General features: G+C 65.1%; 20 protein-coding genes. 14 read left to right on the top strand and 6 right to left on the bottom strand.

Translation table 11 applies throughout. The annotated features are described in order from the left end of the window. The first annotated feature begins 1 nt into the window (after position 1). The 3 genes from metH (at position 2) to KW832_RS20670 (ending at position 4,831) form a co-directional block, all read left to right on the top strand. Positions 2–2,740 carry a methionine synthase gene (metH, locus tag KW832_RS20660; RefSeq protein WP_218301297.1) on the top strand — a complete coding sequence of 913 codons (2,739 nt, stop codon included), beginning with the start codon at positions 2–4 and terminating at the stop codon, positions 2,738–2,740. Positions 2,741–3,245: 505 nt separating this feature from the next. Then, positions 3,246–4,313: a hypothetical protein gene (locus KW832_RS20665; protein ID WP_218301296.1), complete on the top strand. Its 1,068-nt coding sequence runs from the start codon at positions 3,246–3,248 to the stop codon at positions 4,311–4,313. 17 nt (positions 4,314–4,330) lie between these two features. Beyond that, on the top strand, positions 4,331–4,831 hold the full coding sequence (locus tag KW832_RS20670; RefSeq protein WP_218301295.1) for a hypothetical protein: 501 nt from the start codon (positions 4,331–4,333) through the stop codon (positions 4,829–4,831). A 91-nt stretch (positions 4,832–4,922) separates the two neighbouring features. Here KW832_RS20670 and KW832_RS20675 read toward each other — a convergent pair whose 3' ends face one another. Both KW832_RS20675 and KW832_RS20680 read right to left on the bottom strand, forming a co-directional pair. Beyond that, complete coding sequence (locus KW832_RS20675) at positions 4,923–5,519, bottom strand: shikimate kinase (protein ID WP_055398746.1); 597 nt, start codon at positions 5,517–5,519, stop codon at positions 4,923–4,925. 268 nt (positions 5,520–5,787) lie between these two features. Then, positions 5,788–6,933 (bottom strand): serine hydrolase, encoded by a 1,146-nt coding sequence (locus tag KW832_RS20680; protein ID WP_218301294.1) that lies wholly within the window; start codon positions 6,931–6,933, stop codon positions 5,788–5,790. A 191-nt stretch (positions 6,934–7,124) separates the two neighbouring features. Between KW832_RS20680 and KW832_RS20685 the strand changes: the two genes are divergently transcribed. Continuing rightward, complete coding sequence (locus KW832_RS20685) at positions 7,125–8,051, top strand: YihY/virulence factor BrkB family protein (RefSeq protein WP_121507908.1); 927 nt, start codon at positions 7,125–7,127, stop codon at positions 8,049–8,051. A gap of 117 nt (positions 8,052–8,168) precedes the next feature. Further along, a complete protein-coding gene (locus tag KW832_RS20690) occupies positions 8,169–8,981 on the top strand; it encodes a glycine zipper 2TM domain-containing protein (protein WP_255577876.1) in 813 nt (270 codons plus the stop codon). 65 nt (positions 8,982–9,046) lie between these two features. Here KW832_RS20690 and KW832_RS20695 read toward each other — a convergent pair whose 3' ends face one another. From KW832_RS20695 to fdxA, 4 genes are all read right to left on the bottom strand, one after another. Beyond that, complete coding sequence (locus tag KW832_RS20695) at positions 9,047–10,234, bottom strand: amidohydrolase family protein (protein WP_056643274.1); 1,188 nt, start codon at positions 10,232–10,234, stop codon at positions 9,047–9,049. Between the two features lie 68 nt (positions 10,235–10,302). Beyond that, the gene (locus KW832_RS20700) at positions 10,303–11,022 is read right to left on the bottom strand and encodes a TetR/AcrR family transcriptional regulator (protein ID WP_218301293.1); all 720 of its coding nucleotides are present in this window, start codon (positions 11,020–11,022) and stop codon (positions 10,303–10,305) included. Between the two features lie 51 nt (positions 11,023–11,073). Further along, positions 11,074–11,850 carry a ferredoxin--NADP reductase gene (locus KW832_RS20705; protein WP_055398734.1) on the bottom strand — a complete coding sequence of 259 codons (777 nt, stop codon included), beginning with the start codon at positions 11,848–11,850 and terminating at the stop codon, positions 11,074–11,076. 76 nt (positions 11,851–11,926) lie between these two features. After that, the gene (gene fdxA / locus KW832_RS20710; protein ID WP_218301292.1) at positions 11,927–12,256 is read right to left on the bottom strand and encodes a ferredoxin FdxA; all 330 of its coding nucleotides are present in this window, start codon (positions 12,254–12,256) and stop codon (positions 11,927–11,929) included. Between the two features lie 175 nt (positions 12,257–12,431). On the opposite strand from fdxA, the gene KW832_RS20715 reads away from it, so the two are divergent. The 9 genes from KW832_RS20715 to KW832_RS20755 all read left to right on the top strand — a co-directional run bounded on the left by KW832_RS20715 (position 12,432) and on the right by KW832_RS20755 (position 22,395). Continuing rightward, a complete protein-coding gene (locus tag KW832_RS20715; protein WP_218301291.1) occupies positions 12,432–14,051 on the top strand; it encodes a 6-hydroxynicotinate reductase in 1,620 nt (539 codons plus the stop codon). Positions 14,052–14,063: 12 nt separating this feature from the next. After that, the gene (locus KW832_RS20720; RefSeq protein WP_218301290.1) at positions 14,064–14,984 is read left to right on the top strand and encodes a UPF0280 family protein; all 921 of its coding nucleotides are present in this window, start codon (positions 14,064–14,066) and stop codon (positions 14,982–14,984) included. A gap of 21 nt (positions 14,985–15,005) precedes the next feature. Beyond that, entirely contained in the window at positions 15,006–15,647 is a 642-nt protein-coding gene (locus KW832_RS20725; RefSeq protein WP_218301289.1) for an amino acid synthesis family protein, read from the top strand. A gap of 23 nt (positions 15,648–15,670) precedes the next feature. Further along, the gene (locus KW832_RS20730) at positions 15,671–16,255 is read left to right on the top strand and encodes an amino acid synthesis family protein (RefSeq protein WP_121421903.1); all 585 of its coding nucleotides are present in this window, start codon (positions 15,671–15,673) and stop codon (positions 16,253–16,255) included. 73 nt (positions 16,256–16,328) lie between these two features. Then, positions 16,329–17,537 (top strand): ABC transporter substrate-binding protein, encoded by a 1,209-nt coding sequence (locus tag KW832_RS20735; RefSeq protein WP_055398805.1) that lies wholly within the window; start codon positions 16,329–16,331, stop codon positions 17,535–17,537. 115 nt (positions 17,538–17,652) lie between these two features. After that, positions 17,653–19,560 carry an ABC transporter permease gene (locus KW832_RS20740; RefSeq protein WP_218301288.1) on the top strand — a complete coding sequence of 636 codons (1,908 nt, stop codon included), beginning with the start codon at positions 17,653–17,655 and terminating at the stop codon, positions 19,558–19,560. Beyond that, a complete protein-coding gene (locus KW832_RS20745; protein ID WP_218301287.1) occupies positions 19,557–20,342 on the top strand; it encodes an ABC transporter ATP-binding protein in 786 nt (261 codons plus the stop codon). The genes KW832_RS20740 and KW832_RS20745 overlap by 4 nt, the downstream gene beginning before the upstream one ends. Before the next feature lie 2 nt (positions 20,343–20,344). Then, entirely contained in the window at positions 20,345–21,088 is a 744-nt protein-coding gene (locus KW832_RS20750; protein WP_218301405.1) for an ABC transporter ATP-binding protein, read from the top strand. 131 nt (positions 21,089–21,219) lie between these two features. Continuing rightward, positions 21,220–22,395, top strand: coding sequence for an ABC transporter substrate-binding protein (locus KW832_RS20755; RefSeq protein ID WP_176887866.1), 1,176 nt, complete (start codon positions 21,220–21,222; stop codon positions 22,393–22,395). The last annotated feature ends 1 nt before the right edge of the window (position 22,396 follow it).

Consider the following 22,396-nt stretch of genomic DNA (forward strand, 5'->3'; position numbering starts at 1 on the left):
TATGTCTGCTGTATCCCTGCCCCCCATGAAGCTGTCCGGCCTGGAGCCCGTCTCCATTGGCGAGGGCACCTTGTTCGTCAACATCGGCGAGCGCACCAACGTCACCGGCTCCAAGGCGTTCGCGCGCATGATTTTGAACGGCCAGTACGAAGAAGCCCTGGCCGTGGCGCGCCAGCAGGTGGAGAACGGCGCCCAGGTCATCGACATCAACATGGACGAGGCCATGCTCGACAGCAAGGCCGCCATGGTGCGTTTTCTGCAGCTCATCGCGTCCGAGCCCGACATCGCCCGCGTGCCCATCATGGTGGACAGCTCCAAGTGGGAGGTGATCGAGGCCGGTCTGCGCTGCGTGCAGGGCAAGGGCATCGTCAACTCCATCTCCATGAAGGAGGGCGTGGACAAGTTCAAGCACGAGGCGCGCCTGGTGCGCCGCTACGGCGCCGCTGCCGTGGTCATGGCGTTTGACGAAAAAGGTCAGGCCGACACCTACGAGCGCAAGATCGAAATCTGCGAACGCGCCTACCGCATCCTGGTCGATGAAGTGGGCTTCCCGCCCGAGGACATCATCTTCGACCCCAACATCTTTGCCGTGGCCACCGGCATTGAAGAGCACAACAACTACGCCGTCGATTTCATCGAGGCCACGCGCTGGATCAAGCAGAACCTGCCCGGCGCCAAGGTGTCGGGTGGGGTATCGAACGTGTCGTTCAGTTTCCGTGGCAACGACCCGGTGCGCGAGGCCATCCACACCGTGTTTCTGTACCACGCCATCAAGGCCGGCATGGACATGGGCATCGTCAACGCGGGCATGGTGGGCGTGTACGACGACCTGGAGCCCGTGCTGCGCGAGCGCGTGGAAGACGTGGTGCTCAACCGCCGCCCGGATGCTGGTGAGCGCCTGGTCGAGATCGCCGAAACCGCCAAGAGCGGCGCCAAGGACGAAAGCAAGAAGCTCGAATGGCGCGGAACGCCCGAGCACCCCAAGACCGTGGGCGAACGCCTGTCGCACGCGCTGGTGCATGGCATCACCGACTTCATCACCGAAGACACCGAAGAGGCCTACCGCGAGATCCTGGCCAAGGGCGGCCGCCCGCTGCACGTGATCGAAGGCCCGCTCATGGACGGCATGAACGTGGTGGGCGATCTGTTTGGTGCGGGCAAGATGTTTTTGCCCCAGGTGGTGAAAAGCGCACGCGTGATGAAGCAGGCCGTGGCCCATCTCATCCCCTACATCGAGGAAGAAAAGCGCCAGGACGAACTGGCCGGGCGCGACGTGCGCAGCAAGGGCAAGATCGTCATCGCCACCGTGAAGGGCGACGTGCACGACATCGGCAAGAACATCGTCACCGTGGTGCTTCAGTGCAATAACTTCGAGGTGGTGAACATGGGCGTGATGGTGCCCTGCCACGAGATTTTGGCGCGCGCCAAGGTGGAGGGGGCCGACATCGTGGGCCTGTCGGGCCTGATCACCCCCAGCCTCGAAGAAATGCAGTACGTGGCGGGCGAGATGCAGAAGGACGAGCACTTCCGCATCAAGAAGATCCCGCTGCTGATCGGCGGCGCCACCACCAGCCGCGTACACACTGCCGTCAAGATCGCGCCGCACTACGAAGGTCCCGTGGTCTATGTGCCCGACGCCTCGCGCAGCGTGAGCGTGGCGCAGAGCCTGCTGGGCGACGGCGTGCAGAACTACGTGGACGAGCTCAACGCGGACTACGACAAGGTCCGCACCCAGCACGCCAACAAAAAGGCCACGCCCCTGTGGCCCCTGGCCAAGATCCGCGCCAACAAGACGCCGGTTGATTGGGCTGCCTACCAGCCCACCGTGCCGCGCGCGCTGGGCCGCCGCGTGTTCAAGAACTTCGACCTGGGCGAGCTGGCCAAGTACATCGACTGGGGCCCGTTCTTCCAGACCTGGGACCTGGCCGGCCCGTACCCCGCCATCCTCACCGACGAGATCGTGGGCGTGGAAGCCACGCGTGTGTTTGCCGATGGGCAGGCCATGCTCAAGAAGATCATCGAAGGCCGGTGGCTCACGGCCAGCGGCGTGATGGCCCTGCTGCCCGCCAACAGCGTGAACGATGACGACATCGAGTTCTATACCGACGACACCCGCACCGAAGTGGCCATGACTTGGTACGGCCTGCGCCAGCAGGCCGAGAAACACACCATCGACGGCGTGACCCGCCCCAGCCGCTGCCTGGCCGACTTTGTAGCGCCCAAGGAAAGCGGCATTGCCGACTACGCCGGTATGTTTGCCGTGACGGCGGGCCTGGGCATCGAGAAGAAAGAAAAGGCTTTCATCGACGCGCTGGACGACTACTCCGCCATCATGTTCAAGAGCCTGGCCGACCGCTTGGCCGAAGCCTTTGCCGAAGCCCTGCACCACCGCGTGCGCACCGACCTGTGGGGCTACGCTGCCGGTGAAGCGCTGAGCAACGACGACATGATTGCCGAGAAGTACCAGGGCATCCGCCCCGCGCCCGGCTACCCCGCCTGTCCGGACCACAGCGCCAAGACCGACCTGTTCCGCGTGCTGCAGGCTGGCGAGATCGGCATGTCGCTCACCGAAAGCCTGGCCATGATGCCCGCCGCCAGCGTGAGCGGCTTCTACATCGGCCACCCTGATGCCGTGTACTTCAACGTCGGCAAGATCGGCGAAGACCAGCTGCACGACATGGCCCAGCGCCGGGGCATGGATGAGAAGGTGTTGGAGCGGTTGCTGGCGCCTAATCTGTGATGCCGTTGGATGCAAATTGCTATTAATTGTGTAGCAATGTACGTTTACGGATAAAGCGCTGGAGGCTGATTCGGCTTGATTTTGAGGACCTTGTGACAACATGTCGCACCCGTTGCCCTCGTCCTTTGTCCCGCCCGTTTCCCCCCGCCCGTTCGGGCTGGCCCTGTCCAAGCCAGGGCGTCTCCGCTGAACAGTCCCTCGACAGGCAGGGCGAAAGCTCGGGCTGCCCGATCAAGACTCCTGGCCAGACTTTCCGCTAGATCGAACGCAGGGCTCCGTCCCGAGCCCTTGGTGTGGCCGGGCGGTTCTTCTCTCTGTGGGTAGGTGTTCTTCCCAGCTAGGGAGATTCCTAGCTAGGAATCGCCTGTATAGCTATACGAAGGTAAAACCGGTTCAATCACGTTCATCCCCCATGGCTGCATCAAGTGGCAGATGCCCCAAGGGATGGCCCGAGGCCCAGTGCCCATCGTGCCCAGGGATGGATCAATACCGACAGCTCTTCACCATGCAAATCACTACCAACACCAGTACTTGGGCACTGTCCGGCAGTGGCGCTGCTACAGCACCCACGGACCCCAGTTTGTCTCAGGAGACGGGCTTTGCTAACGAAAGCGCCGCGACGTCTTTGCAATCCGGCTTGATGCTGGCGCAGGCCGACACCCTCAACCCCACCGCCAGCAGCAACACCGCGCAAAGCGCCAACTCCACGCCGTTCTGGGGGGCTGGCACCGTGCCTGCGCCCAATGCCTTGACCGCGTTGCGGAATGCCGAGCGCGACCGGACCGATCCATTGCGCCTGGGCGTGAACGAGATTTACCGCGACGCCATTACCCTGGCTGCGGATCGCACGGGCTACCCACGCGCCACGATTGCGGCCGTGATATCTGCAGAAGCGGGCCCGCTGCGCGGCAAGCGTCTGGACGATGCCACCAACCAGCGCTTTTTTGGCGAGCTGCATCCGCAGCTGGACCCAAAAGCCAAGCTGGACAAGGCAGGGGCCGCCGAGTGGAAGGCCCTGCGCCGTGAACTCTCGGCCACCTGGGACCCGCAGAGCTACAACACCACCAGCAAGGCTGGGGGCTTGACGCAATTTCTGGAAAGCACCTGGATCGAATCGGCCACCAAGCCGGGCAGCTACGTCAATGAACAGGCCAAGTCCCTGGGGCAGGTGAACGATGCCAACCAGGTGGTTGACCGGGCTGCGCTGCTGGACTTGCGCTTTGACGCCACCACCTCCATCGTGGCTGCGGCTGAGCTGGACAAGGGTTACTTCGCCCAACTGAGCGCCCGCACCAACGACGATGGCACCCCTCTGGTGCCTGCCGATCTGCCCGCAGACAAGAAAGCGCAGTACATCTATCTGGTCCACCACGAGGGGGCGAATGGTGCCGCGCAAATCCTCAAAGGCACGCTGACCGATGCGCGCGCTGAAGGCCTGCTGAAAAACCACGTGGCTGATGCCGACAAGCGCCAGGCGATGATCGACGCCCACGACGGCAGTGCAGCCAAGGCTTACACGGCGTACCTGTGGCAGTACATTGAGCAGCGCATAGTGCCCGCCAACTTCCGTTGAAACGCCCGACTTCTGCCATGACTTGTTCCTTGTCCGCCCGACTTCGTCCCCTTGTACGTTTTGGTGCCGTGGCGCGCAGCGTGGCGTGTGCCGGAGCACCAAAAGCGCTGTGGGCCGCGCTGGCACTGGCCCAGCCCGTCTGCTGGGCCCAGGCCCAGGCGCCTGCTCTTGCCGCCAGTTCGACCTTGCCAGCCAGCCGCCTGGCGGCGCAGTGGGAAGGCCCGGCCTTGGTGGGGCAGTTGCAGTTACGACTCATCGTGTTGGATGCTGAACGCGGCGTGGTGGCGGCAGCGCTCACAGTTGGATCGCGGCAGTGCAGCGGCGGTCTGGACAGCCTGGGGCAGTGGCAACGAGGCACCTTGGTGCTCAAGCCCTACCGGCCCGAACCCGACGCTGCCGCTTGCGAGGTCCAGGTGCGGGTGGATGCCGACGGGCGCCGGGCCTGGGTGTCCGAGACGGGTTGCGGTGCCTATCGGGGCGCTGCCTGTGTGTTTGAGGGGCAGTTGCAGGCGCGGTAGAGGGAGCTGCTCGCTGCTGCAGGGGGCATGAAAATGGCGGCTAGCGCTTGCCGGTAAAGCGCAAAGTGCTATCTATTTAATAGCAAATGATTCAAACGCGGTCGTCGTGCGGCGCGCCCGAAAAGGTTGGGGCATCTGACGCGCCGTGCGGCACTTGCTCCCCCTGTGCCCCCGCCGCCATCTCCAGCTGCATCATGATCATGTTGACCAGCGTGTGCACAGTGGGGCGGCCGGTTTCGATGACGTAGTGGGCGGTTTCGCGGTACAGGCCATCGCGCTGGGCGTACAGGTCGCGCAGCTTGTCCATGGGGTTGCCGCCTTGCAGCAGGGGGCGGGTCCGGTCGTGTTTGACGCGCCGGTAGATTTCTTCGGGCGAGGCGCGCAGGTACAGCACGTTGCCAAACTGGCGCAGGGTTTCTCGATTTTCGGGGCGCAGCACGGCGCCGCCGCCGGTGGACAGGACCATGCCACCAGCTTGCCCGGCCACGTCGGCCAGGGCCTGCGACTCCAGGTCGCGAAAGCGGGCTTCGCCCTCGGCCTCGAAGAAGCTGCGGATGGTGGTGCCGATGGTCTGTTCCAGCCGGTGGTCCAGGTCGATGAAGGGCACCCCCGCCCGGTGGGCCAGCTGGCGGCCGATGGTGGATTTGCCGGAGCCGGGCATGCCGACCAGTGCGCAGCGGATCTGCATAGATAGGAAAAAGGATCTGGTTGACGGGCCTGCGAGTGGGGCGCTGGGCCTGCTGCATGTTTCCCGAGACTGGACGCCGAGTGTAAGCGCGCGGGCGCCCGCGGGCCTTCGGCGCAGGGCGCCACCAGCAGCCGTTGCGACTGGCGCGGCCCAAGCCAGTGGACGCCGAGCAAGGGCCGCCCTGCTGCGAGGGCATCGTCCCCCCGCCCGCCCGCGCGCAGGGCGAGAGCAGTGGGAAGCGGCGAAGCCGCTCAGGGAGGCCTCTCTCTCACAGTGCAGCGTAGACCAGCGCCGGATACAGCTCGCACAGGGTGCGCAGTTGGCCCGGCGCCTGGGTGAGCAGGATGGCGAACAGGTCTTCGGCGGGGTCTACCAAAAAGAAGGTGCCGCCCAGTCCGCTCCAGCTGTAGGTGCCTGCCGAACCGGGGCTGGATGCCAGGCCGGTGGCCTTGCGCACGGCCACGCCCAGGCCAAAGCCGTAGCCTGCGGGCAGGATGTCGCCCGCTGTGGGGATACTGCCCAGGTGGTCGGCGGTCATGAAACCGACGGTGGCGCGGCTGGCCAGGCGAATGGTGTGGCCGTCCGGGCCTTGTACGGTGCCCCGGCCCAGCATCAGCTGCAAAAAGCGTGCGTAGTCGCTGGCGGTGGACACCAGCCCGCCGCCAGCGGATTCAAACGCGGGCGGGGCCGAGACATCGATCAACGCCACCTCGGCCCCGGTCTGCGGGTCGCGCGCGAACGGCTCGGCCAGGTCGGCCAAGCGGTGGGGCAGTACCGAAAACCCGGTGTCGTGCATGCCCAAGGGTTCCAGAATACGGCGTTTCAGAAGGGTGCCCAGGCTCTCGCCTTCGACCACCTCCAGTACCGCACCCAGCACATCGGTGGCGCGGCTGTATTCCCAGCAGCTGCCAGGCTGGTGCACCAGCGGCAGCGGGCCGAGCGCGGCCACCAGCTCGGCATTGCTGTGGCGCCGCGAACCGACGCGGGCCGCCCGGTATTGGTCGGGCACCGTGCCGGCCTCCCACGCATAGCTCAGCCCGGCGGTGTGGCGCAGCAGGTCGTGCACCGTGGCTTCGCGCTGCACGGGGGCGGTGGTGCCGGTGGCTTCGTCGTACACCCGCTGGCCCGCAAACGCCGGCAGGTAGTGCGAGACAGGGTGCGACAGCAGCAGGCGGCCTTCTTCCATGAGCATCAGCGCCGCCAGCGAGGCGATGGGTTTGGTCATGGAATAGATGCGGAATACGGTGTCGGGCGCCATGGCGGGCGCGCCTGCCCCGGGCCGCTGGGCGCCCACGGCTTCGTGCAGCACCGTGCGCCCTTGGTGGTGCACCAGGGCCACTGCGCCGGGCAGCAGACCCTGGTCGACGTGGGTCTGGAGTGCGGCGCGCAGGTGGGCAAAGGCGTGGGGGTGCATGGGGCGGTGTCTCCGGGTGGATGGGTGTCGGCCCTGAGAATATCCGCGCGCGTGGGGGTTGGCGGGTCACCTGGGCAACAGGCAGGGCCACTGTTGCAGGGGGCTATGGGATCGATGTGGGATCGGGCCTACCGCAATTGCAGCGAAACGCGGGTGGACGCGCGGGGGCTGCCGCCATAGGCTAGCCGGATATGGCAGCACCCTCCCTGAAGCGCCGCGCACTGCGCCTTGTCAAACCCGTGTGGACCCTGCTCCAGCCTTTCTGGCGCGCCACCACGCTCTGGCTGGACGCCGACGGGCTGCGCATGAGCGCCGCCATGTCGTTCTACGGCATGCTCAGCCTGGCGCCCCTGTTGCTGTTGCTGGTGGGGGTGCTGGGCTGGTGGATGGACCGCAGCTATCTGGAAAGCAATCTCATCGCACAGGTGCAGGCTGTGATGGGGCAGCAGGTGGCCGACGTGGTGCGGCAGGCGATGGCCAGTGCGCAGGCCCCGGCCGAGGGGCGGCTGGCGTCGCTGGTGGGGTTTGTGGTGCTGGTCTCAGGCGCCACCGGGGTGTTTGTCGAGTTGCAGTCGGCGCTGGAGCACCTGTGGCGCGGCGAAGGCCCCCTGCCGCAGCGGGCCGCCTGGTGGCGCATGGCGTCGCTGCGCCTGCGGGGGCTGGCCTATGTGCTGGCGCTGGGTTTCTTGCTGCTGGTGTCGCTGGCGCTGTCCACGCTGATCCACCTGTTGGCGGGCTGGGCGGGCTCGCGCTTGGCGCTGGCGCCGCTGGCACCGGCCATGCAGCTGGTCAATGAAGTGGTGGCCTTTGGATTTGCCGTGGCACTGTTTGTGGGCCTCATGCGCATTGGCGCCGGGGCCAAGCCGCCGCCGCGCTGCATCATGGCTGGGGCCGTGGTGGGCGCAACGCTGTTCACGGTGGGCAAGCAGCTGCTGGCCTGGTACCTGGCCACGGCGGCGGTGGTGTCGGCCTATGGCGCAGCGGGGTCGCTGGTGGTGCTGCTGATGTGGATCTATTTCTCATCGGCGGTGCTGCTGTTTTCAGCCAGCTGCGCCCGGGCTTTTCAGGAGCTGGGTGCGCTACCGGCAGCGCGGGGGCGTCTGCATGTGCCGCAATAGGCTGGTTCTTAAACAGGTTCTTACGTCCTTTACAGACGCTACGCCCGGATTTCCGGGCTGGCTGGTTACGCTGGCGGCCATTCATCCAGAGCTTTCTGGATCTTTCGGAGAAAAATCATGAGTCTTATCGTTTCGCCTTCCACCAACACTTCCGCCGTTCCTGTGGCGCAGGCTGGCGCCTTTGGCGGCGGGGCCAGCCCTTCTCTCAAGTGGCTGTGGGTCGCTATCGGCGTGCTGGGCGTGAGTGTGGTAGCGCTGGGCACGACCCTGGTGGTGCAGAACGCGGGCAAGTCCGCCGCCGCCGACGCGCAACCCTTGGCCATGACGGCGCAGCCTGCGCCAGGAGCGCCAAGAGCTGAGAATTTGCAACAAAAACCGGCACCAGCGCCTGTTGGCAATAGAAATATTGCTACTAATAATGTAGCAAATCAACCGCCCGCAGCTTCGCAAGGTTATGCCGGGCAACCCCCGCAGCAATACCAGCCACAGCAGCAGCCACCGCTGCGCACTGCCGCACAGGCCCCCCTGTGTGCCACCTGCGGCCGCGTCGAGTCGGTGCAAGCCGTGCAGCAGGCGGCCCCGGCCACAGGCGTGGGGGCGGTGGCGGGCGGTGTGTTGGGGGCCGTGGTGGGCAACCAGGTGGGCAAGGGCTCGGGCCGTACGGCCGCCACTGTGCTGGGCGCCGTGGGCGGCGGCTACGTGGGCCACAAGGTGGAAGAGCGCACGCGCACGCAGACGGTCTACCAGATCGCGGTGCGCATGGAAGACGGCTCGGTGCGCCGCTTCACCCGCGCACAGCCCACCGCCGTGGGCACGCCCGTCGTGCTGCAGGGCAAGGGCTTCCGCGTGGACGATGGCGCCGCCATGCGCGCTGAAGAACCTTACCCGCGTGCACAGCCCGGCGCGGTGCGTGTGGCGGACACGTATTGAGTCGACCGCAACTCCCCCAACAGAAAGCCCGCTGATTGCGGGCTTTTTTGTGGGCTGAGTGTGGGCTACAGCACCACCGGGATCTCGGTCGCAGGCGGCGTGTTGCGGCTGCGGCCGCAGCGCACCAGGCCGTCGATCATCACCATGCCAATGCCCGGGATGTCGCCCAGCTGCACGCTTTCCAGCAGTGTGGCGCCAGCCGTGTGCTGGGCGCGGTCCATGAAGACGAAGTCGGCCGCGCGGCCTACCTCGATGAGGCCGCAGTTCAGGTTGCGGATGCGCGCCGTGTTGCCCGTGGCAAAGCAGAACACCAGTTCGGCGGGGATGTCGGCAAAGCTCGATATCAGCGCAATCATGCGCAGCATGCCCAGGGGCTGCACGCCCGAGCCGGCCGGGCCGTCGGTGCCCAGGATCACGCGGTGTGGGCACTTGAGCTCGATGGCGGCGCGCGCGGCCTGGATGGCGATCTTCTCGTTGCCGTTGTGCACCAGCTCGATCGCGCGGGACGACTTCTCACACAGCTCGCACACGTGCTTCCAGGGCAGGGAAGTGTGGCCGCCGTTGATGTGGCCGATCACGTCGGCATCGGCCTCCAGCACCACGTCCTTGTCGATCAGGCCCGAGCCTGGGATGGACGGCCCGCCCGTGTGGATGGTGCTCTGGATGCCGTGCTTGCGCGCCCAGGCCACCATTTGCTGGGCCTCGTAGCCGGCCTTGACGGAACCCAGGCCCACTTCGCCCAGCAGCGTCACGCCCGCGTCGGCCAGGTCCTTGAAGTCCTGCTCGGTCATGCCTTTCTCGATGACTGGGGCGCCTGCAATCACCTTCACGCCACCGGGGCGGAAGTTGTCGAATGAGCGTTGCGCGGTGATGGCCAGGGCCTTCAGGCCCACGATGTCCTTGGGGCGGCCGGGCAGGTGCACTTCGCCGGCCGACACCATGGTGGTCACGCCGCCGTTCATGGTCGAGTCGATCCAGCCGATCTGGTTCTGGCGCGGCGTCCAGTCTCCGAACACGGGGTGCACATGGCTGTCGATCAGGCCCGGCGCCACGCAGGTCTGGCGTGCGTCGATCACGGTGTTGGCGTGGTCGGTGTCGCAGTCCTTGTAGCGACCCACGGCCACGATAAGGCCATCATTCACCACGATGGTGTCGGCGTCGAGGATGGGCCGGTCCAGGTCGCCCGACAACAAAAGACCGATGTTCTGGATGACGACCTTGCCCGATTTGCCGCCTGCTGCTGCTTCTGCCATGGATTCTCCTCGTGGGGTGGTGGGCGGGGCACCACGCGGCACCCCGCAGGGAAAAATCTTTAGTTGATTCAGGCCGCTGCGACCCTGCCCTTGGGCAGGCTGGGGCCGGGCGCCACGGTGCGCAGCACGCTGTCGATGACAAAGGATTCCCAGTGCGCCAGCGCGTCGGGCGTCTCCAGGTCTTCGCCCAGAAAGGCCGACAGCGTGTGCCGGTTGGACATGTAGAAGTAGCCCGTGGCGGCAATCAGCAGGTACACATCGCGCGCCGACACGTCCTTGCGAAACAGCCCCTGCGCCTGGCCGCTTTCGAGCACGCGGCGGATCACCTCGATGGCGGGTGACGAGTATTCGCGGGCGCGCATCGACTTGGAGATGTGCTTGCCCTTGTGCAGGTTCTCGGTGTTGAGCAGCGTGATGAACTCGGGGTTCTTGCGGTAGTAGCCCACCACAAAGCGGATCACGGCCTGCAGGGCCTCCACCGGCTTGGCGGTGTCCAGGTCCAGTTTGGATTCCGCATCGTTCATGCGCCGGTAGGTTTCCTCCAGCACCTCAATGAACAGGCCTTCTTTGCTGCCGAAGTAGTAGTAAATCATCCGGTCGAAGGACTTGGCCGCCTTGGAGATCTTCTCCACGCTGCCGCCTTCGTAGCCGTAGCGGGCGAACACCTTGGTCGCCGCCTTCAGGATGTTGTCGCGCGTGGTCTGTGCGGCCTGTTCGCGCACACCCGTCTTGCGGGCGGATGCGGCGCGGGGGGACGCGGTCCGGGTCTTGGTGGGGGTGGCAGACATGGCGGGTCCTGGTGGATGAGGCGGGCCCCCGGTGCGGGGGCCGCCGGGGGATCACTGCTCTGCGAACGCGCGTTCGATCACGAAGTCGCCAGGCTTCGTGGTGTTGCCTTCCTTGAAGCCACGCTCTTCCATCATGTGCTTGAGGTCGCGCAGCATCTCGGGGCTGCCGCAGATCATCACGCGGTCTTCCACGGGGTTGAGCGCGGGCAGGCCCAGGTCGCGCGCCAGCTGGCCGTTTTCGATCACGGTGGTCACACGGCCCTGGTGCTTGAAGGGCTCGCGCGTCACGGTGGGGTAGTACTTGAGCTGCTTGGTGACCATCTCGCCCAGGAACTCATGCTGCGGCAGCTCCTGCGTGATGTAGTCATGGTAGGCCAGCTCCTTCACCTCGCGCACGCCGTGCACCAGGATGACTTCCTCGAATTTCTCATAAGTCTCGGGGTCGCGGATCAGGCTCAGGAACGGGGCCACGCCCGTGCCGGTGGACAGCATGTACAGGCGCTTGGCGGGCAGCAGGTAGTCGATCAGCAGGGTGCCCGTGGGCTTTTTGCCGACCACGATGGTGTCGCCCACCTTGATGTGCTGCAGGCGCGAGGTCAGCGGGCCGTCGGGCACCTTGATGGACAGGAACTCCAGGTGCTCTTCGTAGTTGGGGCTCACGATGCTGTAGGCGCGCAGCAGGGGTTTGCCGTTTTCGCCACGCAGGCCAATCATCGTGAAATGCCCGTTGGAAAAGCGCAGCGCGGTGTCGCGCGTGGTGGTGAAGGAGAAAAGTCGGTCCGTCCAGTGGTGGACCGTCAGGACGCGTTCGTCAAGAAAGGCGCTCATGGTGCGTTAGATGGAAAAGTTGGAAACAAATAAGAAATCTGGCTGAAGCTGGCTCAGATTCAGGGCCCCAAGCGCTCTACAGCGCAATGTCCAGGCCTGAAAGCTTGTGGCTCACAACCCTCCATTGTTCCGCATCTGGCAAAGCCGCTTTTCTTTTGGTGATTGTGGGCAGCGTGGGCGCCAGCTTTTTGTTGAACTGCAGGAAGATTTCCATGCCCTCGGGCAGGTCGTCTTCGGCATAGATGGCGTTGGCCGGGCACTCCGGAATGCACACCGCGCAGTCGATGCATTCGTCCGGGTCAATGACCAGGTATTCCGGTCCTTCTTTGAAGCAATCGACAGGGCACACATCGACGCAGTCGGTGTACTTGCACCGAATGCATGCGTCCGTCACAACGTGCGTCATTTTGGGGCTCCTCGTGCACCGTTTTTGGGGGTGCGAAAACACCATTGCAGAGTCTGGTTGATTCCGCTACATTGACATCAAATGTAGTGTTCACAACATTTAAGTTAAGTGAATGCTACACAAAATGCAAAGCGCATACAAGCACTTGCAACAAAGCAATGAATGGGTTGCCACGATGACTGAACACACCAAGACCGATGGGCTGCCGGGCATGGATGCGCCGGATCTGCCGCAGGTGCTCGAGCGCGCCCGGCCCCGCAACGAGCGCATGAACGCTGCCAAGGTCGAGTGCAATGCGTGCCCGGTGCTGTGCCAGATTTCCGAAGGCCGCGCAGGCGCTTGCGACCGTTACGCCAACCAGGCGGGCGTGCTGGTGCGGCTGGACCCGGTGGTGCTGCTGCGCAAGACGCTGAAAGCGGGCGAGGCCATGCTGGTGCCATTTGCGGGCCGCGCCGAGGCTGCAGAAGGTGCAGGGGAGGAGGTGGCTTCAGAACCCGCATGGAACGGCGATCTGCTGCTCTCTGAAGAGGTGTTCGTGACGGGCGTGGGCTCGTCCACCACCTACCCCGACTACAAGCCAGCGCCCTTCATCGTGGGCTCCAAAACCGATGGTGTGGACATGGTCACGGTGGTCACTGAGGGCATCTTCAGCTACTGCAGCTTCAAAGTGAAGATCGACACCGATCGATTCCTCGGCTCCGAGCAGGCCAACGTGCGTTGCAAGGGCGAGGTGGTGGGCCACGTTACCACGGCGGAATACGGCTCGCAGATGCTGTCGCTCGGCGGCGTGCACCACCTCACGGGTGGCACCAAGAAGGAGGGCCGCATCACCGCTGAGATGATGCAGGCGCTGGGCAACAAGCAGGCCGTGGAGTTCACCATCGACGGCGGCTCGCAGCTCGTCATCCAGGCCGGGCGCGCACCCATCGTCAACGGTGTGGCTGAACAGCGCATGCGCGTGGGCTGCGGCTCTGCGGCCATTGGTATCTTTGCGCGCCAGTTCTTCGGCCATGCCGACGAGGTGGTGGTGGTGGACGACCACATCACCGGTGTGCTTACTGAACACCAGGCGGGTCGCTGTCTGGACATGAAGCCTTCGGGCATCCAGATGCGCGGGCGCAAGTCCACACCGGGCCGCTACTTTCAGGTGGCCAACCCGGGCACCGGCTGGGGTGGCACCGACATTGCCGATCCGCTGTCCATCATCGAGGGCTGGGACGAATCCGTCGCCTGGCCGGGGTTGCGCCTCTTGATGACCTCCACCACGGGGGAGCACGCATCCTGGTACGTGCTGGACGAGCAATTGAACCCGGTGGAAGCCGAGATGCCCGTCGAGGTGCGTCGCATCGTGGAGCGCATCGGCGAAAACTGCGAGCCTTCGCTGGCGTCTGTGCTGTTCCTCGGCGGTGCGGGCGGCAGCCTGCGCGCAGGGGTCACCGAGAACCCGGTGCTGCTCACCCGCTCCATCAAGAATGCGCTGGTCAATGTGACCTGCGGCGGTGCCCCCGCCTATGTGTGGCCGGGCGGCGGTATCACCGTGATGGCCGACGTGCTGCGCATGCCGGACAACAGCTTTGGCACTGTGCCCACGCCCGCCATCGTGGCACCCATCGAGTTCAGCATGCGCCGCGCGGACTACGAAGCGCTGGGCGGGCACACCGAACAAATTCGCAGCCTGCGCGAAGTGCTGGAGCGCGGTGCGTGGCACAACGACGGTGCGCCGCAGGCGCGCGTGTGGCAGACCTTGCCCGCGGCCAATCCGTGGCCTCTGGGCCGCCCACCCCTGCTAGGCTGAGTGAGCCGCGCTGTGAACGCTTGCCGCAAACTCCTTTCCGACGGCCGCTGGCACTTCCAGCATGGCCCGATGGACCTCATCCTTCAGGCCGAAGGGGCGCGCGGCGCCGTGGCCCAGGCGCACGAGCGCGCCTGGCAACGTTTTGAAGGGCTGCTGCAGGAGCTGGTGAGTGAACTCCCTGGCCTGCGGGCGCCGGTGGGTGATCGCTGCGCGTTGCAGGGCGTGGTGGCGCGCCGCATGTGGGCGGCCTGCAGCCCCTACCGCGCAGGCTTCATCACGTCGATGGCTGCGGTGGCGGGTGCGGTGGCCCAGGAAATTCTGGCGTGCTACGACCAGCAGGGCATAGACCGCGCCTGGGTCAACAATGGGGGCGACATTGCGCTGCACCTGGCGCCGGGCCAGTCGGTCACGGTGGGGGTGTACGCTGACATCGCCGCACTGAATGCTGCACAGTTGCGCAACGGTTTGGTGCTGGATGGGCAGATCTGCATCGACAGCGCCATGCCGGTGCGCGGTGTGGCCACCAGTGGGTGGCGCGGGCGCAGCCAGTCGCTGGGCATTGCGGACAGCGTCACGGTGCTGGCGCGCACGGCCGCGCAGGCCGATGCGGCAGCGACCATTGTGGCCAATGCGGTCAATGTGCAGGACGCGCGCATTGATCGCATGCCCGCGTGGCTGGTGCGGGACGACAGTGACCTGGGTGCCATTCCTGTCACCGTGGATGTGCCTGACTTGCCCGAAGAGCAGGTTCGCCGGGCTTTGCAGCAGGGGTTGCAAAAAGCGCAAGAATTGCAGTCCAGCGGCCTGCTGTGGTTTGCGCTGCTGGCGTGCCAGGGGCAGTTTCTGGCGACCGCAGCACCGCAAGCCCTGGCCGGTGCTGTGTGGCCCCCACAAGCGGTGATGAAATCGGAAGTTGGTTCAGTATTTGCTTAACGAATTGCACAGGTCTCCAAAATGATCCAGATACGACGCGTTTTCACCCATCTTGAGGAAATCCGGCACGAATTCGGGCCGGTGGCTGAGGTGCCGCTGCTGCGTGGTGCCATCGGCGCGGTGCTGACCAACCCGTTTGCGGGCTGGTACGAACCCGACATCCTCCCCATGATGGATGCCCTGCAGGACGTGGGGCTGGACATGGCCCAGCGCCTGCTCAAGGCCATGGCTGTGCCCGCCGAGCGCATCGAGACTTACGGCAAGGGCGCCATCGTGGGGGCAGCTGGCGAGCTGGAGCACGGCGCGCTGTGGCATGTGCCTGGTGGCTATGCCATGCGCGAGCTGCTGGGCTGGAAGGGTGACCGCAACGCCTACGCCAAAGGCCTGGCCGAAGAGAAGACCGGGCAACCCGCCAATGCACTGTCTATCGTGCCTTCCACCAAGAAGGTGGGCGGCCCCGGCGCGGCGCTGGATGTGCCGCTCACCCACATCAACGCGAGCTACGTGCGCAGCCACTTTGATGCCATCGAAGTGCGGGTGCCCGGCGCACCCACATCGGATGAAATCGTCTTCATCCTGGCCATGTCCACCGGCGCTCGCATCCATGCACGCGTTGGAGGCCTCAAGGCCGCAGACATCAGCCAGTGGAACGGCCTGCGCTGATCCAAACCCAAGGAGATACCCACATGTCCGCCAAGATCCGCAAGATCATTGTTCAAACCGACGAAGTCCGCGTGGAGATGGGGCGCGACGTACAGCCGCCTGTGCGCAAGGCCCTGGCCATGGCCGTCATCGAGAACCCCTGCGCGGGCCGCTATGTCGAGAACCTCGACGAACTCGTGGCCATCGGTGAAGAGTTGGGCGCACTGCTGGGTGCCCGTTGCGTCGCAGCCCTGGGCATTGAGCCCGGCCAGGCACAGAGCTACGGCAAGGCCGCCATCGTGGGCGAGGCGGGCGAGCTGGAACATGCCGCCGCCATCCTGCACCCCAAGCTGGGGGCGCCACTGCGTGTGGCGGTCGAGAAAGGCGCTGCCCTGGTGCCGTCCAGCAAGAAGATCGGCGGCCTGGGCACCGCCATCGACGTGCCCCTGGGCCACAAGGATGCCGCCTATGTGCGCAGCCACTTCGACGCCATGGAGGCCCGCGTGGCCGACGCCCCCCGCGCCAACGAAATCGTGGTCGCCATCGTCGTGACCGACAGCGGCCGTCCGCTGGCACGCATTGGCGGTCTTCAGGCCTCCGAAATCAAAGGCGAGGATGGACTGCGCTGATCTGAGCGCGCACTACCATCCCGAGCAGTCTCACCAGTTCCCCTTCCCCAACCCACCTTTCAGGAGTTTCCCCATGACGATGCGACGAAACCTCATGCGTGCCACGGCCGCAGCCGCGCTGGCATTCACGCTGGCCCCTGTGGTGCACGCCCAGGATGTCATCAAGATTGGCGAGATCAACAGCTACAAGGCGCAACCCGCCTTCCTGGAGCCCTACAAGAAAGGCATGGAGCTGGCGGTCGATGAGATCAACGCATCGGGTGGGGTGCTGGGCAAGAAGGTCCAGCTCATCATCCGCGACGACAACGCCAACCCTGGCGACGCCGTGCGTGCTGCCGAAGAACTGGTGTCGCGCGAAAAGGTCGATGTGCTCACGGGCTCGTTCCTCTCGCACATCGGGCTGGCGCTGACCGACTTTGCCAAGCAAAAGAAATTCTTCTTCCTGGCCGGTGAGCCACTGACCGACAAGATCGTCTGGCAAAACGGCAACCGCTATACCTACCGCCTGCGTCCCTCCACGTACATGCAGGTGTCGATGATGGTGCCCGAGGCAGCGGCCCTCAAGAAAAAGCGCTGGGCGCTGGTGTACCCCAACTACGAGTATGGTCAGTCGGCCGTGGCCACGTTCAAGCAGCTGCTCAAGGCGGCCCAGCCCGATGTGGAGTTTGTGGCCGAGCAGGCGCCCCCGTTGGGCAAGGTCGATTCGGGTAGCGTGGTGCAGGCCCTGGCCGACGCCAAGCCGGATGCGATCTTCAACGTGCTGTTCGGTGCCGACCTGTCCAAGTTTGTGCGCGAAGGCAACACGCGTGGCCTGTTCCAGGGCCGTGAAGTGGTCAGCCTGCTGACGGGCGAGCCCGAATACATGGACCCGCTCAAGGACGAAGCGCCGAACGGCTGGATCGTCACCGGCTACCCCTGGTACGGCATCCAGACGCCTGAGCACAAGGCCTTTCAGACTGCCTACCAGGCCAAGTTCAATGACTACCCGCGCCTGGGCTCCATCGTGGGCTACAGCGCCATCAAGTCGCTGGCCGAAGGCATGAAGAAGGCCGGCTCCACCGACACTGAAAAACTCGTGGCAGCTTTCAAGGGCTTGCAGGTGCCCACGCCGTTTGGCCGCATCACCTACCGCCCCGAGGACAACCAGTCCACGATGGGCGGCTATGTGGGCCGCACCAAGAACGAAGGCGGCAAGGGTGTGATGGTGGACTACCGCTATGTGGATGGCAGCAAAGTCCAGCCCTCGAACGACGAAGTCAAGAAAATGCGCCCCGCCGACTGACGGCCGCGCAAGGCCGGGGAGGGTTCCCTCCCTGCCAACTGCCCCTGATCTCTGAACCATAGCGCAGGCGCCGACCTGCAGGGATGGACCTTGCCGTGACCCCGAAGGATGTGGAATGAGTTTTTCGAGTTTTATCGTTCAGCTGCTCAACGGACTGGCGGGGGCCTCCTCGCTGTTCCTGGTGGGCGCCGGGCTGTCGCTGATCTTCGGTGTCACGCGCATCGTCAACTTTGCGCATGGCTCGTTCTTCATGGTCGGCATCTATGTGGCCTATTCGCTGGTGGCCAAGCTGGGCACCGGCCTGGGCTTCTGGCCCGCGCTGCTGCTGGCGGCGGTGGTGGTGGGGGCGCTGGGCGCTTTGGTGGAGGTGGTGCTGCTGCGCCGCATCTACAAGGCGCCCGAGCTGTTCCAGCTGCTGGCCACGTTTGCACTGGTGCTGGTCATCAAGGACGCTGCGCTGTGGTTCTGGGGGCCAGAAGAACTGCTGGGCCCGCGCGCGCCGGGGCTGTCGGGCTCGGTCAACATCCTGGGGCGGCAGTTCCCTTCGTATGACCTGTTTCTGATCGTCGTGGGCCCGGTGGTGCTGGGCCTGTTGTGGCTGCTGCTCACCCGCACACGCTGGGGCACGCTGGTGCGCGCTGCTACGCAAGACCGCGAAATGGTCAGCGCCCTGGGCGTGAACCAGGCCTGGCTGTTCACGGCGGTGTTTGCTCTGGGCGCGCTGCTGGCGGGCCTGGGCGGTGCGTTGCAGTTGCCGCGCGAACCCGCCACGCTGGAGATGGACCTCAACACCATCGGCGCAGCGTTTGTGGTGGTCGTGGTGGGGGGCATGGGCTCCATTCCGGGCGCCTATGTCGCGGCCCTGTTGATCGCCGAAATCAAGGCCATCTGCATCTGGCTGGGCGTGGTGGACATCTTCGGTTTCAGCGTGTCGTTCTCCAAGCTCACGCTGGTGGTGGAGTTTCTGGTGATGGCCGTGGTGCTGGTCTGGCGCCCCTGGGGCCTCATGGGCAAGCCGCAGGGCGTGAGCCGCAACACCGGCCTGCCCGAGGCGCCTCTGCGCCAGCCCGAGCGCTGGTTCAAGCTCGGTGGCGCGGCGTTTGTGGTTGCGCTGGTGCTGTTGCCGTTGCTGACGACGGGCTCGCCATACCTCACGGTGCTGATGATCGACCTGCTGATTGCCGCGCTGTTTGCGGCCAGCCTGCACTTCATCATGGGCCCGGCGGGCATGCATTCGTTCGGCCACGCTGCGTACTTTGGCCTGGGCGCCTATGCCGCAGCGCTGCTGGTGCGCTCGGCGGGTATCCCCATGGAGCTGGCGCTGGTGCTGGCGCCGTTGGCGGCGGCGGCGGGCGCGCTGCTCTATGGCTGGTTCTGCGTGCGTCTGTCGGGCGTCTACCTGGCCATGCTGACGCTGGCGTTTGCCCAGATCACCTGGGCCATCTGCTACCAGTGGGACGGCTTCACGGGCGGCAGCAATGGCCTCACGGGCGTATGGCCTGCCGAGTGGCTGTCAGACAAGCGCAACTACTACTACCTCACGCTGGCCCTGGTGGTGGGTGGTGTGCTGCTGTTGCGCCGCGTATTGTTCTCGCCGTTTGGTTACGCGCTGCGGGCCGGGCGGGATTCCGTGCTCCGTGCCGATGCGATCGGCATTGACGTCAAGCGCATGCAGTGGACGGCTTTCGTGATCGCAGGGCTGTTTGCGGGCCTGGGCGGCGCGCTGTTCGCGTTCTCCAAAGGCAGCATCTCGCCCGAGACGCTGCATGTGGGCCGCTCGGTCGATGGCCTCGTCATGGTGCTGCTCGGCGGCATCCAGACGCTGGCGGGCCCTGTAGTGGGCGCCGTCACCTTCACCTGGCTGCACGACACCGTGGCGCGCAACACCGACTACTGGCGCGCCATGCTGGGCGCCATCATCCTGATCCTGGTGCTGCTGTTCCCGCAGGGTATTGCGGGGGCCATCAAGCAGATCTTCGACAACAAGCGCGAAGCCAAGAACATCAAGGAGGGCACGGCATGAGCCTGCTCAAAGTCTCTGGCCTGGGCAAGTCCTTTGGCGGCGTCAAGGCGGTGGATGGCATCCACTTCGAGCTGGCTGCCGGCGAGCTGCTGGCGCTGATCGGCCCCAACGGCGCGGGCAAGTCCACCACCTTCAACATGGTCAACGGCCAGCTGCCTGCCGATGCAGGCTCCATCCAGCTCAATGGCCAGGAGCTGGTGGGCCGCAAGCCGCGCGACATCTGGCGCATGGGTGTGGGTCGCACTTTTCAGATCGCTGAAACCTTTGCATCGCTCACGGTGGTGGAGAACGTGCAGATGGCACTGATCTCCAGCGACAACCGCCTGTTTGCGATGTGGCGCAAGGCGGCAGACCACAAGCGCGACGAGGCCCTGGCGCTGCTGGACCAGGTGGGTATGAAGTCGCAGGCCGACCGCCCCTGCAGCGTGCTGGCCTATGGCGATGTGAAGCGCGTGGAGCTGGCCATCGCGATGGCCAACAGCCCCAAGCTGCTGCTCATGGACGAGCCCACCGCCGGCATGGCGCCCAAGGAGCGCAACGAACTCATGGCGCTTACCAAGCAACTGGTGATCGACCGCAACATGGCCGTGCTCTTCACCGAGCACAGCATGGACGTGGTGTTTGCCTATGCCGACCGCATGATCGTGCTGGCGCGCGGGCGCCTCATTGCCGAGGGCAAGCCGCTGGAGCTGCGTGACCACCCCAAGGTGCAGGAGGTGTACTTCGGCACCGGCAAGACCTTCGAGAAAAAAACGGCAGCCGCTGCTGCAGAGGCCGCATGAGCATGACGACCAACGAACCCAAAGAGCTGCTGCTGCAGGCCAAAGGGCTGCAGGCCTGGTATGGTGCGGCGCAAATCCTGTATGACGTGGACCTGGACGTGCGCCGGGGCGAAGTCGTGGCCCTCATGGGCCGCAACGGCGCAGGCAAGTCCACCACGCTCAAGACGCTGATGGGCATGCTGTCCAAACGCAAGGGCCAGATCCAGTTCATGGGCAAGGACATCTCCAAAAGCGACCCGCACGACGCCGCGCGCCTGGGCCTGGGCTTTGTGCCCGAAGACCGCCGCGTGTTCACCGACCTCACGGTGATGGAGAACCTGGAGGTAGGCCGCCAGCCCGCCCGCACCTGGCCCGACGGCACCGCCGCCCCGGTGTGGACGCCCGAGCGCCTGTTCAAGCTCTTCCCCAACCTGGGTGAGATGCCCCAGCGCCCCGGCGGCCGCATGAGTGGTGGCGAGCAGCAGATGCTCACCGTGGCGCGCACGCTCATGGGCAACCCCTATCTGGTGCTGCTGGATGAGCCCTCCGAAGGCGTGGCCCCCGTGATCGTGGAGCAGATGGCGCACATGATCCTGGAGCTGAAGGAGCAGGGCGTGAGCATTCTGCTGTCCGAGCAGAACATGCACTTTGCCGAACTGGTGTCCGACCGCGCCTACGTGCTCGAAAAGGGCCAGATCCGCTACCAGGCCAGCATGGAAGAGCTGGCCGCCAACGAAGAGGTGCGGCGCGCTTACCTGAGCGTGTGATGCACCTGCGCAGCAGTGCGATGTGGTGCGCCGCACACGGGTGCTGTTGGTTACAAAAAACACCTCTTCAAACACTTGCGCGATGCGAGCACAAGCCCCGAAACTGGCGCCTTTGATGTAAGGAGCACTACATGAAGTGTCGAGGAGTGGAGGATGGATGCATCGACCGCCGGACTGCCATGGCGGGGCTGGTGGCAACAGCGGGATGGGCCTGGGCGGGGCCGGCCGCTGCCGAGACCGGAGTGACGGACACCCGCATCAAGGTGGGGCAGTCGGCCGTGTTCACCGGCCCTGCCAAGGATTTTGGGGTGGACTACAAGGCGGGCATTGCGCTCTACTTCGACAAGGTCAACAAGACCGGTGGAGTGTTGGGGCGCACGCTGGAGCTCGTCTCCCATGACGACGCCTACGACCCCAAGAAGACCGCAGAAAACACCACGCGCCTCATCGACGAAGACAAGGTGTTTGCTCTCATCGGCTATGTCGCCACGGGCAACCTGATCGCTGCCATGCCCATTGCCGAGAAGGCCGGTGTGCCCATGTTTGCCCCGCTGGTCGGCACCACATCGTTTCGCACCAACCACAACCGCTACCTGTTCCACGTGCGTGCCAGCTACGAGGCCGAGCTGCGCAAGATCGTGGGGCACCTGGCCACGCTGGGCATCCACAACATTGCGGTCATCTACCAGAACAGCGCATTTGGCAAATCCAACCTCGACACCTGCCTGCAGATTGCACAGGGGCTCAAGGTCAAGGTGGTGGAGTCCGTGCCCATGGAGATCGCCGCCACCGACGCCAAGGCCCAGGTGGCCTCGCTCACCAAGGCGCAGCCTGGTGCGGTGGTGATGATCATGGCGGGCAAGATGGTGGAGGTGTTCCTGCGCGACTACCGTGCCGGGGGCGGCGCCTCGCCGCTGTACACGATATCGGTGGGCATCACCGATGCGCCGGGCTCTGCGCAGCGCTTGAACGGCGGCATCGAAGGGCTGGTCACGGCCAGCATCGTGCCCTCGCCGCAGGCCAGCCGCCTGCCCATCGTGGCGGACTACCGCAAGGACCGCGTCGACGCGGGCGAGAAGATCGACAGCTACACCATGCTGGAGGGCTACATTGCCGCCCGCGTGTTTGTGGAGGGTCTCAAGCGCGCGGGCAAAGCGCTCACGCGCGAAGGCTTCATCAAGGCCATGGAAGACATGGGCACCACCAAGATCGGTGACTTTCCGCTGCAGTACGGCCCGGGCAACCACAACGGCTCCAACTTTGTGGATCTGGAGATGTACACGCGCACCGGCAGTCTGCGGCGCTGAG

The sequence above is a fragment of the Acidovorax sp. sif0632 genome (assembly GCF_019218805.1).
GTDB classification, from domain to species: domain Bacteria; phylum Pseudomonadota; class Gammaproteobacteria; order Burkholderiales; family Burkholderiaceae_C; genus Acidovorax; species Acidovorax facilis.

Coding starts and splice junctions, on each gene's coding strand:
- KW832_RS20685 (WP_121507908.1), top strand. CDS start 7,125: ATGGCAGCACCCTCCCTGAAGCGCCGCGCACTGCGCCTTGTCAAACCC.
- KW832_RS20670 (WP_218301295.1), top strand. CDS start 4,331: ATGACTTGTTCCTTGTCCGCCCGACTTCGTCCCCTTGTACGTTTTGGT.
- KW832_RS20675 (WP_055398746.1), bottom strand. CDS start 5,519: ATGCAGATCCGCTGCGCACTGGTCGGCATGCCCGGCTCCGGCAAATCC.
- KW832_RS20755 (WP_176887866.1), top strand. CDS start 21,220: ATGAAGTGTCGAGGAGTGGAGGATGGATGCATCGACCGCCGGACTGCC.
- KW832_RS20695 (WP_056643274.1), bottom strand. CDS start 10,234: ATGGCAGAAGCAGCAGCAGGCGGCAAATCGGGCAAGGTCGTCATCCAG.
- KW832_RS20745 (WP_218301287.1), top strand. CDS start 19,557: ATGAGCCTGCTCAAAGTCTCTGGCCTGGGCAAGTCCTTTGGCGGCGTC.
- KW832_RS20700 (WP_218301293.1), bottom strand. CDS start 11,022: ATGTCTGCCACCCCCACCAAGACCCGGACCGCGTCCCCCCGCGCCGCA.
- KW832_RS20740 (WP_218301288.1), top strand. CDS start 17,653: ATGAGTTTTTCGAGTTTTATCGTTCAGCTGCTCAACGGACTGGCGGGG.
- KW832_RS20715 (WP_218301291.1), top strand. CDS start 12,432: ATGACTGAACACACCAAGACCGATGGGCTGCCGGGCATGGATGCGCCG.
- metH (WP_218301297.1), top strand. CDS start 2: ATGTCTGCTGTATCCCTGCCCCCCATGAAGCTGTCCGGCCTGGAGCCC.
- KW832_RS20680 (WP_218301294.1), bottom strand. CDS start 6,933: ATGCACCCCCACGCCTTTGCCCACCTGCGCGCCGCACTCCAGACCCAC.
- KW832_RS20665 (WP_218301296.1), top strand. CDS start 3,246: ATGCAAATCACTACCAACACCAGTACTTGGGCACTGTCCGGCAGTGGC.
- KW832_RS20705 (WP_055398734.1), bottom strand. CDS start 11,850: ATGAGCGCCTTTCTTGACGAACGCGTCCTGACGGTCCACCACTGGACG.
- fdxA (WP_218301292.1), bottom strand. CDS start 12,256: ATGACGCACGTTGTGACGGACGCATGCATTCGGTGCAAGTACACCGAC.
- KW832_RS20690 (WP_255577876.1), top strand. CDS start 8,169: ATGAGTCTTATCGTTTCGCCTTCCACCAACACTTCCGCCGTTCCTGTG.
- KW832_RS20730 (WP_121421903.1), top strand. CDS start 15,671: ATGTCCGCCAAGATCCGCAAGATCATTGTTCAAACCGACGAAGTCCGC.
- KW832_RS20725 (WP_218301289.1), top strand. CDS start 15,006: ATGATCCAGATACGACGCGTTTTCACCCATCTTGAGGAAATCCGGCAC.
- KW832_RS20750 (WP_218301405.1), top strand. CDS start 20,345: ATGACGACCAACGAACCCAAAGAGCTGCTGCTGCAGGCCAAAGGGCTG.
- KW832_RS20735 (WP_055398805.1), top strand. CDS start 16,329: ATGACGATGCGACGAAACCTCATGCGTGCCACGGCCGCAGCCGCGCTG.